This window comes from Streptomyces vinaceus (assembly GCF_008704935.1).
Lineage (GTDB): Bacteria > Actinomycetota > Actinomycetes > Streptomycetales > Streptomycetaceae > Streptomyces > Streptomyces vinaceus.
The window spans coordinates 5,301,224-5,314,070 of record NZ_CP023692.1 but is presented as its reverse complement, the minus strand read 5'-3'; the positions used below and the strand labels follow the sequence as shown (position 1 = coordinate 5,314,070).

At 73.8% G+C, this 12,847-nt stretch carries 14 protein-coding genes; 8 read left to right on the top strand and 6 right to left on the bottom strand.

The genetic code is table 11. From position 1 onward, the window contains the following. Positions 1 to 4: 4 nt before the first annotated feature. Positions 5 to 847: an adenosylcobinamide-GDP ribazoletransferase gene (locus CP980_RS23955; protein ID WP_132755826.1), complete on the bottom strand. Its 843-nt coding sequence runs from the start codon at positions 845 to 847 to the stop codon at positions 5 to 7. A gap of 89 nt (positions 848 to 936) precedes the next feature. Here CP980_RS23955 and CP980_RS23950 point away from each other — a divergent pair, with 89 nt between their 5' ends. Next, entirely contained in the window at positions 937 to 1,707 is a 771-nt protein-coding gene (locus CP980_RS23950; RefSeq protein ID WP_132755824.1) for a hypothetical protein, read from the top strand. A 119-nt stretch (positions 1,708 to 1,826) separates the two neighbouring features. Here CP980_RS23950 and pspAA read toward each other — a convergent pair whose 3' ends face one another. Both pspAA and CP980_RS23940 read right to left on the bottom strand, forming a co-directional pair. Next, a complete protein-coding gene (gene pspAA, locus CP980_RS23945; protein WP_099893021.1) occupies positions 1,827 to 2,105 on the bottom strand; it encodes a PspA-associated protein PspAA in 279 nt (92 codons plus the stop codon). A gap of 13 nt (positions 2,106 to 2,118) precedes the next feature. Further along, complete coding sequence (locus tag CP980_RS23940) at positions 2,119 to 2,916, bottom strand: PspA/IM30 family protein (RefSeq protein WP_132755822.1); 798 nt, start codon at positions 2,914 to 2,916, stop codon at positions 2,119 to 2,121. 261 nt (positions 2,917 to 3,177) lie between these two features. On the opposite strand from CP980_RS23940, the gene CP980_RS23935 reads away from it, so the two are divergent. Beyond that, on the top strand, positions 3,178 to 3,786 hold the full coding sequence (locus CP980_RS23935) for a DUF3043 domain-containing protein (protein ID WP_099893017.1): 609 nt from the start codon (positions 3,178 to 3,180) through the stop codon (positions 3,784 to 3,786). Between the two features lie 50 nt (positions 3,787 to 3,836). Then, positions 3,837 to 4,595 (top strand): class I SAM-dependent methyltransferase, encoded by a 759-nt coding sequence (locus tag CP980_RS23930; protein ID WP_123517156.1) that lies wholly within the window; start codon positions 3,837 to 3,839, stop codon positions 4,593 to 4,595. Between the two features lie 106 nt (positions 4,596 to 4,701). Here CP980_RS23930 and CP980_RS23925 read toward each other — a convergent pair whose 3' ends face one another. Continuing rightward, the gene (locus CP980_RS23925; RefSeq protein ID WP_099893015.1) at positions 4,702 to 4,914 is read right to left on the bottom strand and encodes a hypothetical protein; all 213 of its coding nucleotides are present in this window, start codon (positions 4,912 to 4,914) and stop codon (positions 4,702 to 4,704) included. A 114-nt stretch (positions 4,915 to 5,028) separates the two neighbouring features. Here CP980_RS23925 and CP980_RS23920 point away from each other — a divergent pair, with 114 nt between their 5' ends. From CP980_RS23920 to CP980_RS23900, 5 genes are all read left to right on the top strand, one after another. Then, the gene (locus CP980_RS23920) at positions 5,029 to 6,234 is read left to right on the top strand and encodes a bifunctional adenosylcobinamide kinase/adenosylcobinamide-phosphate guanylyltransferase (protein ID WP_132755820.1); all 1,206 of its coding nucleotides are present in this window, start codon (positions 5,029 to 5,031) and stop codon (positions 6,232 to 6,234) included. Positions 6,235 to 6,304: 70 nt separating this feature from the next. Beyond that, complete coding sequence (cobT, locus tag CP980_RS23915; RefSeq protein WP_132755818.1) at positions 6,305 to 7,387, top strand: nicotinate-nucleotide--dimethylbenzimidazole phosphoribosyltransferase; 1,083 nt, start codon at positions 6,305 to 6,307, stop codon at positions 7,385 to 7,387. Positions 7,388 to 7,423: 36 nt separating this feature from the next. After that, the gene (locus CP980_RS23910) at positions 7,424 to 9,325 is read left to right on the top strand and encodes a phosphatidylglycerol lysyltransferase domain-containing protein (protein ID WP_132755816.1); all 1,902 of its coding nucleotides are present in this window, start codon (positions 7,424 to 7,426) and stop codon (positions 9,323 to 9,325) included. After that, positions 9,322 to 10,056: a hypothetical protein gene (locus tag CP980_RS35590; protein ID WP_189999111.1), complete on the top strand. Its 735-nt coding sequence runs from the start codon at positions 9,322 to 9,324 to the stop codon at positions 10,054 to 10,056. Before CP980_RS23910 ends, CP980_RS35590 begins: the two co-directional genes overlap by 4 nt. A 43-nt stretch (positions 10,057 to 10,099) precedes the next feature. Then, entirely contained in the window at positions 10,100 to 11,317 is a 1,218-nt protein-coding gene (locus CP980_RS23900; RefSeq protein ID WP_373312998.1) for a sensor histidine kinase, read from the top strand. 4 nt (positions 11,318 to 11,321) lie between these two features. On the opposite strand, the gene CP980_RS23895 is transcribed toward CP980_RS23900, so the two are convergent. After that, the gene (locus CP980_RS23895; RefSeq protein WP_132755814.1) at positions 11,322 to 12,167 is read right to left on the bottom strand and encodes an endo alpha-1,4 polygalactosaminidase; all 846 of its coding nucleotides are present in this window, start codon (positions 12,165 to 12,167) and stop codon (positions 11,322 to 11,324) included. Next, positions 12,164 to 12,811, bottom strand: a complete 648-nt coding sequence (locus CP980_RS23890; protein ID WP_132756125.1) for a spherulation-specific family 4 protein — start codon at positions 12,809 to 12,811, stop codon at positions 12,164 to 12,166. The genes CP980_RS23895 and CP980_RS23890 overlap by 4 nt, the downstream gene beginning before the upstream one ends. Between the last annotated feature and the right edge of the window lie 36 nt (positions 12,812 to 12,847).

The following is a 12,847-nucleotide window of genomic DNA, read 5'->3' as shown; positions in this document are numbered from 1 at the left end:
GAGCTCAGCCCAGGGCCAGGACCACGAGGGCCGTGGTCGCGGCGATCTCGGCGAGGGCGCCGAACACGTCACCGGTGACCCCGTCGAAGCGGCGCACGCACCGGCGCAGCAGGGACTCCGCCGCCGCCAGCGCGATCAGGACCGCGCCCGCGCACTGGACGGCGGCGCCCGGGCCCACCGGCAGGGCCGCAGCGCCGGCCGAGGCGGCCACCAGCGCGGCGATCCAGGCGGCCGAGCGCGTGGGGAGCACCCCGGCGACGGCCGCCCCCAGCCCCTCGGGGCGGGCCGGAGGTACGCCGTCCCGGGCGGCCATCGTCATGGCCAGCCGGGCGGTGACGGCCGCGATGACCGTCGCCAGGGCGCCGTGGACCCAGCTCTCGGCGTAGAGGTCCGCCAGCGCCCCGGCCTGGACCAGCAGCACCAGCAGGAGCGCCACCACCCCGAAGGGGCCGATGTCGGACTGCTTCATGATCCGCAGGGCCGCCGCGGCGGGCTTCGCGCTGCCCAGCCCGTCGGCGGTGTCGGCGAGCCCGTCGAGGTGCAGCCCCCGCGTCAGGGCGGCCGGAACGGCGACGGTGACGGCCGCGGCGAGCAGCGGGCCGCCGCCCAGCACCAGCAGGAGCACCCCCGGCACGGCCGCGAGTACGCCCACGACGAGTCCGGCCAGCGGGGCACAGGCCATGCCGGTACGGGCCGCGGGGCGGTCCCAGCGGGTGATGCGGGCGGGCAGCACGGTGAGCGTGCCGAACGCGAAGCGCACGCCGTCGCGCAGCGAGGCGCGCTCGTCGGGCGGCGTCAGCGGCGGCTCGGGCGGCTCGGGGGGCTGGTCGTCGAACGAATCTTTCATCGGCGCGAACGCTACCTGCTCGCCTCGGGCGGTAAATTGCCCCATACGGGAAAAATCGGGGGAGCTGCCACAGCAGGGGAGCCGGCGGTATGGGTCACTGGTGGTACCGGAACATCGTCGAGCCGGGCAAACTGCCGCTGCTCCTCGCGCTGCTCTCGTTCGTCCTGTCGTTCCTGATCACCCGCGTGATCACCCGGATGATCCGGGCGGGACGCGGGCCCTTCAAGAACATCACCCCGGGCGGCATCCACATCCACCACGTGGTGCCCGGCGTCGTCCTCGTGATCATCGGCGGGTTCGGGGCGGTCGGCAGCGGCGGGCGCGGGTTCGGCGCCATGCTCTCCGCCGTGATCTTCGGACTGGGCGCGGGCCTGGTGCTGGACGAGTTCGCGCTGATCCTGCACCTCGACGACGTCTACTGGAGCGAGCAGGGCCGCAAGAGCGTGGAGATCGTGGTGCTGACGGCCGCGCTGGTGGCGCTGGTCCTGGGCGGTTTCCTGCCCTTCGGCGTCAACGACCTGACCTCCGAGGAGCGCCAGAGCCGCGGTCTCATCATCATGAACACCGCCACCAACTTCTTCCTGGCCCTGATCGCCCTGTGGAAGGGCAAGGCCCGCACCGCGCTCTTCGGCATGGTCGTCCCGTTCGTGGCGCTGATCGGGGCGGTCCGGCTGGCCCGACCCGGCTCCCCGTACGCGAAGAGGTTCTACGAGAACCGCCCGCGGGCCCGCGCCAAGGCCAGGCTGCGGGCCTTCCGCCACGACCGGCGCTGGGCGGCCCCGCGCCGCAAGTTCGAGAACTTCATCGGCGGCACCCCGGACCCCGAGAGGGCGCCGGCCTCGAAGCCGACGAAGCACTGAGCGAGCACCGACGGGCGCTGCCGGGCCACCGGCGCGGCGCCGCGGAACACGACGGCGCCCGGCCCGCCCCCGCACAGGGGCCGGCCAGGCGCCTCACCGACGTGTACTGCCGCCCCGGCTCAGCCCGGGATCAGCCCGTCGTCGCTGAGCATCTCCCTGACCTCGTCGAGCGAGGCGTCCGGCGCGGGGAGGATCAGCTCGGACGGCTCCAGGGCGTCGTCCGGCAGCGGCGAGCCGAGCCGCCGCACGGCGTCGAGCAGCGCGCCCAGCGTCCGCCGGAAGCCCTCCTCGTCACCGCTCTCCATCTCCGCGAGCAGCTCGTCGTCCAGCTTGTTGAGCTCGGCGAAGTGGCCGTCGGCCACCTTCACCTGCCCTTCCCCCATGATGCGGACAATCATGACGGGCCCCGTCCTACTGCTTGTCGAAGCGGTGCTGGGTCTGGGGGGACTGCTGGGCACTGCCCTGGGCGCCGCCTTCGATGGCCTGCTGCTGCGCCGAGGGGCCCCCGGCCAGCTCCGCCTTCATCCGCTGGAGCTCCAGCTCCACGTCCGTACCGCCCGAGAGGCGGTCGAGCTCGGCCTGGATGTCGTCCTTGGAGCCGAGGCCGCTCTGGTCGTCGAGGGCGCCGGAGGCCAGCAGCTCGTCGATCGCGCCCGCGCGGGCCTGGAGCTGGGCCGTCTTGTCCTCGGCCCGCTGGATGGCCAGGCCGACGTCGCTCATCTCCTCGGAGATGCCGGAGAAGGACTCCGCGATCCGGGTCTGGGCCTGCGCCGCCGTGTACGTGGCCTTGATGGTCTCCTTCTTCGTACGGAAGGCGTCCACCTTGGCCTGCAGGCGCTGCGCGGCCAGCGTCAGCTTCTCCTCCTCGCCCTGGAGGGTCTGGTGCTGCACCTCCAGGTCGCTGACCTGCTGCTGGAGCGAGGCGCGCCGGGACAGCGCCTCGCGCGCCAGGTCCTCGCGGCCCAGGGCGAGGGCCTTGCGGCCCTGGTCCTCCAGCTTGGCGGACTGGCCCTGGAGCTGGTTGAGCTGCAGCTCCAGGCGCTTGCGCGAGGTCGCCACGTCGGCGACGCCGCGGCGCACCTTCTGCAGCAGCTCCAGCTGCTTCTGGTACGAGTAGTCGAGGGTCTCGCGCGGGTCCTCGGCCCGGTCCAGGGCCTTGTTCGCCTTCGCGCGGAAGATCATCCCCATACGCTTCATGACACCGCTCATGGGCTTCGCGCGCCCCCTTCTAGACGGACTGTGCTCCAGGTCACCGACAGGACCCACAGTACGGGCCCTGTCTCCATTACCGCACTGTTCCTGTACGGATGCGCTCCTCCTCCAGGACGACTCCACCCCTGCCCTTGTCAGGCGTAGGGAGTAGGTGCTCCCCCGAGCGCGCCCGCCGCAAGAACCCTGCACTGGGAAGACGCCCGCCGTTGCCGGATCGTTCCCCGGCGGAGTGGGGTACCCGGCTGCGACCACGTACGCTTGGGTTTTGTGTTTGGTAGCCGTTCCTCCAAGGAAGAGAAGGCCGCCGCCACCGACAAGGTGAGCGCCGACCTCTCGCAGCCCCGTGATCCGCAGGCCCCCAAGGGCCGCCCGACGCCGAAGCGTGCTGTGGCACAGTCGCAGCGCAAGGCCGTCGTGGCATCGACCGGCAATCGCAAGGAGGATGCAAAGCGCGCCCGCGAGCGCCGTCGCGAAGAGATGGCGCGGCAGCGCGAGGCCCTCGCCAACGGCGACCAGCGCTACCTGCCGGCCCGCGACAAGGGCCCCGTGCGCAAGTTCGTCCGCGACTACGTGGACTCCCGCTTCTCCGTCGCCGAGATGTTCCTGCCGCTGGCCGTGATCATCCTGGTGCTGAGCATGGTGCGGGTGCCGTCCATCCAGAACGTCGCCCTGCTGCTGTGGCTCGCCGTGATCGCGCTGATCCTCGTCGACTCCGTCGGGCTCGGCTTCCGGCTGAACAAGGCCCTCACCCGGCGCTTCCCCGACGAGCCGCGCCGCGGCGCGGTCGCGTACGGCCTCATGCGCACCCTCCAGATGCGCCGGCTCCGTCTTCCGAAGCCGCAGGTCAAGCGCGGGGAACGGCCCTGACCGGAGGGAAGCCCGGAGCGTCGGGGGACGGCTTCGCGGGGGGCGCCAGGCTGTGGCTGGAGGGACTGGGCGGACTGCGCAACGCCGTCCGCCAGGAACTCGTGGGCCGGCAGGTCGACGAACAGATCGCGCACCGCTTCCCGGTCGGGCAGCGGCTGCGCGTCCTGGACGTCGGCATGGGCCAGGGCACCCAGGCGCTGCGTCTCGCCCGCGCCGGGCACAAGGTCACCGGACTCGAACAGGATCCCGCGATGCTCGCCGTCGCCCGGGAGGCACTGGCGGCCGAGCCCGCCGGCATCCAGGACCGGGTCGAGCTGCTGGAGGGCGACGGCCGTGAGACCGGCGCCCACTTCCTGCCGGGCAGCTTCGACGTGGTGCTCTGCCACGGCGTACTGATGTACGTGCCCGAGCCGGACGCGATGCTGGCCGGGCTGGCCCGCATGCTGGCGCCCGGCGGGCTGCTGTCCCTGCTGGTGCGCAACGGCGACGCCCTCGCCATGCGGCCGGGGCTGGGCGCCGACTGGTCGGCCGCGCTGGCCGCCTTCGACACCGTCGACTACACGAACCGGCTCGGGCTGGACGTACGGGCCGACCGGCTGGCCGGGCTCACGGCCACGCTGTCGGGGATCGGCGCCCCGCTGTCGGCCTGGTACGGCGTACGCGTCTTCACCGACGGCACCGAGGCCGGCGAGACGCTGCCCCCGGACGAGGAGCTGGAGCGGCTGCTGGCCGCCGAGGACCGCGCCGGGCGGACCGACCCCTACCGCGGGGTCGCCGCACTGCTGCACCTGTGCGGCGTACGGGGCTGACCGCCGCCGCCGCGAACCGCCGACCGGCCCGAGCCGCGCCCGGCCGGACCACGAAGGAGCCCGGACCCCGCACGGGGTCCGGGCTCCTCGCGTCGGCGGCCGCCGCTCAGGCGTCCAGCGCCGAGCGCAGGCTCATCGTGTACAGCTCGGTGCCGTTGTCGTCGGACAGCTTCACCGTCTCGGTGCCGCCTTCCAGCAGCTCCTTCCACACCTCGCCGATCCAGGACTCCGCGTCCCCCTGCGTGGTGAACTCCTCCGGCGCGACCGCCGGGCTCGTCTCGGTGCCGTCGGCCGTCTCGAACCGCCACGTCCACGCCATGTCCGCCTCCGTTGCTCGTCCGCTGCTCGCACGTTCCCGCACGCTGCTCCCCTTGAGTCTGCCCGCAGAGTAGCCGGGCGCGCAGCAGTCTCGGGGACGCGGGAGGATCTTCCTGTGGAACTCACTCTGCTCGGCACCGGCACACCCGAAGGACTGCCCCGCCCCGGCTGTCCCTGCGCGGCCTGCGCGGTTTCCGTAGGCTCCCGGTCGCGCGCCGCGACCTCACTGCTCGTCGACGGTGCGCTGCTGCTCGACCTGACCCCCGGGGCGGTGCTGGCCGGCGCCCGCGCGGGGCATTCGCTGGCCGGCGTACGGCAGGTCCTGCTCACCCATCCGCACGACGGACCGCCGGTCGAGCTGCCCCCCGGGCTGCCGGCCGCCGGGCGGGTGCCGGACGGGCGGGAGCTGGCGGTGATCAGCGGGCACCGGGTGCGGGCGGTGCCGATGGACGCGCCGGGCACCGGGTACGAGGTGACCGGCCCGGACGGGAGCCGGCTGCTGTACCTGCCGCCCGGCGGGGCACCCGCCGGGACGAACGGGGTCTCGGGGCAGCGCCCGTACGACATGGTCCTCGCGGACGTGCTGGGCCGGCCGGAGGCGCTGGCCCGGCTGCGGGCGAGCGGCGCCGCCGGGCCGACCACGGACGTGATCGCGGTGCACCTGGACCACGACGTACCGCCGGGCCGGGAACTGGAGCGCCGTTGCGCGGCGGCCGGGGCGCGGGCCGTGCCGGACGGGACGACGGTGACGGTCGGCGACTACCACGCGGTGCCGGACCTGCCGCGCCGGACGCTGGTGCTCGGCGGGGCGCGCTCGGGGAAGTCCGTCGAGGCGGAGCGTCGCCTGACCGCCTTCCCGGAGGTGGAGTACGTGGCCACCGGCGGCACCCGGGACGGCGACGCGGAGTGGGCGGCGCGGGTCGGCCTGCACCGGGAGCGGCGGCCGGCGAGCTGGCGGACGGTGGAGACCTGCGAGCTGGCTCCGCTGCTGGTGGAGGGAGGGCCTCCGCTGCTGATCGACTGTCTGGCGCTGTGGCTGACGGACGCGATGGACCGGGTGGGGGCCTGGGACGACGCGGTCTGGGCGGGCCGGGGCCGCAAAGAGCTGCGGGAGCGGGTGGCGGAGCTGGTGGCGGCGGTGCGCGCGACCCGCCGGACGGTCGTGGCGGTCAGCAACGAGGTGGGCTCGGGCGTCGTTCCCGCGACCGCTTCCGGGCGGCGCTTCCGCGATGAACTGGGGCGCCTGAACAGCCTGGTGGCGGGCGAGTGCGAGCACGTGCTGCTGGTGGTGGCCGGGCAGGCCGTGACCTTGAAGGACTGACCGCGCGCCCCCTCCGGCGACTCGCGGGACGGGGCTTGGGGAGGGCCTTACCCGCTGTACGCTCTGGCAGATGACCACGCTGAATCTCGACGACTTCTCCGATCTGATCGAGCGCCCCGACGGGGGCGTCCGGCGTGACGCCGAGGAACGCCGTGAGCGGCTGGCCGTGCCGGCCGGGGCGCTGGGGCGGCTCGACGAGCTCGCCGAATGGCTGGCCGCCGCGCAGGGGCGGGTTCCCGTCCGCCCGATCGAGCGGCCCCGCGTCGTGCTGTTCGCCGCCGACCACGGGATCGCCGCCGCGGGGGTATCCGCACGGCCCGCCGGCGGCGCGCACGAGCTGGTGCGCTCGGTGCTCGACGGCAACAGCCCGGTCTCGATCCTGGCCGACCGCCTGGGCGCCGGCGTACGGATCGTGGACGCCGGTCTGGACTGCGAGCCCGGCCTGCTGCCCGAGGACGTGGTCCGCCACCGGGTGCGCCGCGGCAGCGGGCGCATCGACGTCGAGGACGCGCTCACCCGCGAGGAGGCCGACGCGGCCCTGCGGCTCGGGATGCGGATCGCCGACGAGGAGGCCGACTCCGGTACGGACCTCGTGGTCCTCGGGGACTTGAGCGTCGGTGGAACGACGGTCGCGGCGACGCTCGTCGCGGCCCTGTGCGGAACCGATGCCTCCGTGGTCACCGGGCGCGGCGGGCGGCCCATCGACGACCTGACCTGGATGCGCAAGTGCGCGGCGGTCCGCGACGCGCTGCGCCGGGCCCGCCCCGTCCTCGGCGACCAGGTCGCCCTGCTCGCCGCGGTCGGCGGCGCGGACGTGGCCGCGATCACCGGCTTCCTGCTCCAGTGCGCGGTGCGCCGTACGCCGGTCGTCCTCGACGGGGTCGTTTCCGCAGCGTGCGGGCTGGTGGCCCAGCGCGCGGCGTTCCGCGCGCCCGACTGGTGGCTGGCCGGGCAGGCCAGCGGCGAGCCGGGCCAGACGAAGGCCCTGGACCGGATGGCACTCAACCCCGTGCTCGACCACGGCGTCACAGTGGGAGAGGGAACCGGGGCACTGCTGGCCCTCCCCCTGGTCCAGGCGGCCGCCGCGCTCGCGGCGGAGCTCCCGGAGCAGGCGGCGCGGGAGCCGCGAGAGCCGCAGGAGCCGAAGGACTGAGCGGCCGGTCGGCGGCGCCCCATATGATCGCGTTTCATGGGAGAGGCCCGCTTGACCAGCGCAGACATCGACCGGACCGCACAGGCTGCCAAGGCAGCGCAAGGATCCGGCAACGGCACGAACAACAGCAGGAAAGACGAGAAGAGGGACGAAGGGGGCGGCCGGGAGACCGGCCGGGGATCCGCCCGCTCACGGCGCAGCGCCGCGTTCGCGGTCTGGTACCTGCGCGCCGTCACCTTCGTCAACTTCCTCAGCGCGGTGTGGCTTTCGCTCGGGCAGGACCTGCGCCGGCACAACACCGCCGATTTCTACACCCCGTACCTGCTCACGGCGGGCTTCGCCTCCGGCCTGTTCTCGCTGCTGCTCGCGGTCACCATGGGCCGCCGCAAGCGGGCCGCCTGGATCCTGAACCTGGTGCTGGGCGGCATGCTGCTGCTGGCCTTCGCCACGGCGGCCTTCGCCCCGTGCACCAGCGGTGACTTCAACCTCTGCTACCCGGAGTTCCGCGACCACACCCAGAACTGGGTCTCCCTCGCCCTGACCGCGGCCTTCGTCGGCGCCCTGGTGCTCGGCCGCCGCGAGTTCTACGCCAAGGGCGACCGCTCCAACCCCAAGCTGGCCACCGCCGTCGGCGCCGTCGGCCTGCTGTGCACCTCGCTGCTCGCCGCGCTGATCGTCGGCGCCGCCAACACCGACCCGGACGCCGCCGAGGCCACCTTCCTGGCCCGCTGGCGGTACGGCGTGATGCGGCTGATCACCCTGGAGCCCAACGCCCGCGACTACGCCTCGATCACCACGCCGGGCTGGGTGGACATCGTGATCAACGTCATGTCCACGCTGCTCCTGATCGCCGTACTGCTCGCCGCCTTCCGCTCGCGCCGCGCCGTCGACCCCCTCACCCCGCAGGACGAGGAGCAGCTGCGCGCGCTGCTCGCCAAGCAGGGCGACCGCGACTCGCTGGGCTACTTCGCGCTGCGCCGCGAGAAGTCCGTCATCTGGTCCCCCACCGGCAAGGCGGCCGTCACGTACCGCGTCGTCGGCGGCGTCTCACTGGCCTCCGGCGACCCGATCGGCGACCCCGAGGCCTGGCCCGGCGCCATCGAGCCCTGGCTGGCCGAGGCCCGCGAGCACGGCTGGGTGCCGGCCGTGATGGGCGCGAGCGAGGAAGCCGGGCAGATCTACGCGCGCCACGGGCTGGACGCGCTGGAGCTGGGCGACGAGGCCATCGTCGAGACCGACGAGTTCACGCTGGAGGGCCGCGCCATGCGGACCGTCCGGCAGGCCTACAACCGCGTCAAGCGCGCCGGGTACACGGTGCGCATCCGTCGCCACGCCGACATCCCGGCGGACGAGATGGACGTGCTCCTCGCCCGCGCCGACGACTGGCGCGACGGCGCCACCGAGCGCGGCTTCTCGATGGCGCTGGGCCGACTGGGCGACCCCGGCGACGGCCAGTGCGTCATGCTGGAGTGCACCGACGGCAACGGCGATCTGCGCGCCGTGCTGTCCTTCGTGCCGTGGGGCCCCAAGGGCCTGTCGCTGGACCTGATGCGCCGCGACCGCGATTCCGAGAACGGGCTGATGGAGTTCATGGTCATCGAACTCCTCGAACGCTCCAAGGAGATCGGCGTCACACAGGTCTCGCTCAACTTCGCGATGTTCCGTTCCGTCTTCGAGCGGGGGTCCAAGCTCGGCGCGGGTCCGGTGCTGCGCATGTGGCGCTCGCTGCTGAGCTTCTTCTCCCGCTGGTGGCAGATCGAGTCCCTCTACCGGGCCAACGCCAAATACCGGCCGATCTGGGAGCCGCGGTTCATGCTCTTCGAGAAGAGCTCCGACCTGCTGCGGATCGGTATCGCGGCGGGCCGGGCCGAGGGCTTCCTGGAGGCTCCCGGGCTGCCGAAGTGGCTGAACCGCAAACATCTGGAGACCAATCGTTGACGGCTTGGACGACCACCCCCCTGCGGCGGTTCGCCCGCCGCGAGTGGGGGCCCCTGTTCTGGACCGTCAAGGACGCCCTGGTCCGCGACAGATGGCGGGCGGCCCCCATGACCTTGGGGGCCGTCTGCCTGACCTCGGTCTTCCAGATCGTCCAGAACACGTCCTGGGGGTTCCAGCCCGTCCAGAACCTCGGGTCGGTCAAAGCCGTCGACCCGCTGTGGCTGGCCCTGCTGCGCACCCCGCTGTCCCTGTTCGTCCCCGCCCTCGACCTGCCCGTGTGGGGGGCGCTCGCCCAGATCCTGCTGGTCTTCGGGATCTCCGAGATCTGCATCGGCTGGTGGCGCACGCTGGTCATCGGCTACGTCGCCACCCTCGCCGGGACCACGTACGCGCGGATCGGCCTCTCGCTCGGCGCCGACCACCCCTTCGGGCTGCCGGTGTCCGACCGCGTCGTCAACGACACCGGGCCCTCGGCGGCGGTGGTCGGCCTCGCGATCTACGTGTGCTGGCGGTACCGCGCGTACCTGACCGGCTCGATCGTGATCGCGGTGATGATCGGCGAGGTGCTGGTCAAGGACAACCTGGCGGGCAAGGAACACCTCGCGGCCATCGCCGCCGTCATGGCGGTGTGCGTGGTCCGCGCCCGCTGGGGCCCGGAGCGCTCCCGCGCCCCCCTCGGCCGGCGTCCGCCCCCGGCGGCCCCGCTGCCCCCGCAGCGTCCCGGCACCTGACGGGGCGGGCCGCCCCGCGGCGGGCAGGCCGTACCGTATCGGGGTGACGACAGACCTCGGGCCGTTCGCCCCCACCCGGCACTGGATGCGGTCGCATCCGCTGGCCACCGATGCCGTCGTCGCGCTCGGGGCCCTTCTCTCCATGGTCATCGGCTCCTTCGCCGGTCCGCACGGCCCGCACGGCCCCACCTTCATGACCCGCACCCCCGAGCCGCTCTCCCTGCTGCTGATGGTGCTGGGCGCGGCCGCCCTGGTCTTCCGGCGCCGGCACACCCGCGCCGTACTCGCCGTGACCGGCGCGCTGTGCCTGCTGGAGCTGACCACCGGCGAACCCCGGGCTCCCGTGGCCATGTCCACGGTGATCGCCCTGTACACCCTGGCCTCCCGCACCGACCGGCCCACCACCTGGCGGGTGGGCCTGCTCACGATGACGGGGCTGACGGGCGTGGCCATGCTGGCCGGCCCGCTGCCCTGGTACGCGCAGGAGAACATCGGCATCTTCGCCTGGACCGGGATGGCCGCGGCCGCCGGCGACGCCGTGCGCAGCCGGCGGGCGTTCATCGGGGCGATACGGGAGCGGGCGGAGCGGGCCGAGCGGACCCGCGAGGAGGAGGCCCGGCGCCGGGTCGCCGAGGAGCGGCTGCGGATCGCCCGGGACCTGCACGACGTGGTGGCCCACCACATCGCCCTGGTCAACGTGCAGGCGGGGGTGGCCGCGCACGTCATGGACAAGCGCCCCGACCAGGCCAAGGAGGCCCTGGCCCACGTACGGGACGCGAGCCGCTCGGCGCTGAACGAGCTGCGGGCCACGGTCGGGCTGCTGCGGCAGTCCGGGGATCCGGAGGCGCCGACCGAACCGGCGCCGGGGCTGGGTGTCCTGGACGAGCTGGTGGACACCTTCCGGCACGCCGGGCTGCCGGTGAAGGTGATGGTCGAGCTGGGCGCCGGGGCCGGGGACCCGCTGCCGGCCGCCGTGGACCTGGCGGCGTACCGGGTGATCCAGGAGGCGCTGACCAACGTGCGCAAGCACGCCGGGCCCCAGGTCCGGGCCGAGGTCAGCGTGGTCCGGGTCGGCTCCTCGGTGGAGGTGACCGTGCTGGACGACGGGGGCACCGCGGCGGCCGGGGAGGAGGCGGGCGCGGGCGGCGGCCACGGGCTGCTCGGCATGCGCGAGCGGGCCACCGCCCTGGGCGGGTCCTGCTTCGCCGGGCCGCGGTTCGGCGGCGGCTACCGGGTGCACGCCGTCCTGCCCGTCACCTGATCCCTCAGTCCCCGGGCGGGCAGTACTGCCGCCAGGCGCCCAGATCGTACTTCTTCTGCAGCGAGCTGAGCCGCAGCTCCTGCGACTGCCCGCACCACTGGCCGATCCGGCCCTCGTACTCCACGTGGAAGACGGCCTTGCCCGCCGCGATGAACGGGGTGAGCCGCTCGCACTCCTCGTACTCGGCGCACTGCTCGTTGACGGCGAAGTCGAAGTCCCCCACCAGCTGCGGGATCTGGTCGAGGTCGTTCTTCAACCCGACCGCCATGCCCCGGTCGTGGGCCAGCTTCGCGATCAGCCGGTTGTACGCCAGCTGGTCCTCGGCGGTGAGCGGGAAGCCGGTCGTGTTGCGGTAGCCGTCCATGTTGTCCGGCTCCACCGCGTCGAAGCCCTTCTCCCGGCACATGTCGAAGCGCTTCGCCATCAGCGGCTCCAGCTCCGCGAGCCGGCGGACGTCCAGCCAGCGCTCGCCCTCCCAGCCGTTCCCCTCGCCGAGCAGCGCCTTCGGGAAGGCGCCGGCGTCGGGGCGGAACTCCTCCCAGGCTCCGGTGGACAGGTAGCAGACGGTCCGCCGGCCGGCCCCCGCCAGAGCCGCGACCTGCTCCTTGGTGGTGTCGAACCCGTCGACGTCGTACACCGCCGCCTTCACGGAGGTGTCCAGCTTCCCGCTGAGCTGCCACTGCCAGCTGACCCCTGGCTTCGGCTGCCAGCGCTCCCCCGGCGCCGGGGCGGGCGAGAAGTCGTCCGGCTCGTCCGGCCCCTGGGTGGTGCAGGCGGCGAGCAGCAGGAGCAGGGCGAGCGACAGGGCGCGGCATCCGCGTACCGCGCCGCGCGGCGGGCGGGTCGTCATCCGGCGGCCTCCAGCGCGTACGGGAGGGTCCCCCACGGGTGCGCGCCGGTCCCGGGGACCGCGCAGTGCACCCCGGCCCCCCGCTGCCGGGCGAGCTCGGCGGCGGGCGCGCCCGGCGGGACGGCGTACACGAGGTGGCAGAACCGCTGGGCGGGGTGGTCGGCCGTCCAGTCCGGCACCGCCGCGTCCCGGTAGGCGTCCCACGGCCCCTCGAAGGTGACCAGCAGATCGGCGAGTTCGGCGTAGCCGGGGTGCGGGTGGACCCCGTGGTTGAGGACGAGGGTACGGGCGCCGGCGGCCCGGGCGGCGATCCCGAGCCGCCCGTAGTGCGGGAGCAGGTCCGGTTCGGCGGAGGCCTGGTCGAGGAAGGCCCCGTCGGCGCCGTACCAGTCGCGGTGGCGCAGCAGGTCCTGCACCACGGCGGAGTGCGGGCGCCGCCCGTAGTCGGTGTCGGTGTACCCGAGGACGGGCACCCCGGCGTCGCGCAGCCGCTGCGCGACGGCGGCGAACCGCGGGTCGGGGGCCTCGCCCGGCCCGCTGGCGGGGTTGAGGACCACGGAGTGCAGCCGGCCGGCGCAGCGGATGAGCCGCTCCCAGTCCTCGGGCCGGTCGGCGGGGTGCTCGTAGAGGGGCACCAGCAGCATCAGGACCTTCTTCTTGTACGGGGTCGGGTGGTACCG

Coding starts and splice junctions, on each gene's coding strand:
- CP980_RS23890 (WP_132756125.1), bottom strand. CDS start 12,811: ATGCTGCTGGTGCCCCTCTACGAGCACCCCGCCGACCGGCCCGAGGAC.
- pspAA (WP_099893021.1), bottom strand. CDS start 2,105: ATGATTGTCCGCATCATGGGGGAAGGGCAGGTGAAGGTGGCCGACGGC.
- CP980_RS23940 (WP_132755822.1), bottom strand. CDS start 2,916: ATGAGCGGTGTCATGAAGCGTATGGGGATGATCTTCCGCGCGAAGGCG.
- cobT (WP_132755818.1), top strand. CDS start 6,305: ATGACCACGCTGAATCTCGACGACTTCTCCGATCTGATCGAGCGCCCC.
- CP980_RS23955 (WP_132755826.1), bottom strand. CDS start 847: ATGAAAGATTCGTTCGACGACCAGCCCCCCGAGCCGCCCGAGCCGCCG.
- CP980_RS23910 (WP_132755816.1), top strand. CDS start 7,424: ATGGGAGAGGCCCGCTTGACCAGCGCAGACATCGACCGGACCGCACAG.
- CP980_RS23950 (WP_132755824.1), top strand. CDS start 937: ATGGGTCACTGGTGGTACCGGAACATCGTCGAGCCGGGCAAACTGCCG.
- CP980_RS23895 (WP_132755814.1), bottom strand. CDS start 12,167: ATGACGACCCGCCCGCCGCGCGGCGCGGTACGCGGATGCCGCGCCCTG.
- CP980_RS23925 (WP_099893015.1), bottom strand. CDS start 4,914: ATGGCGTGGACGTGGCGGTTCGAGACGGCCGACGGCACCGAGACGAGC.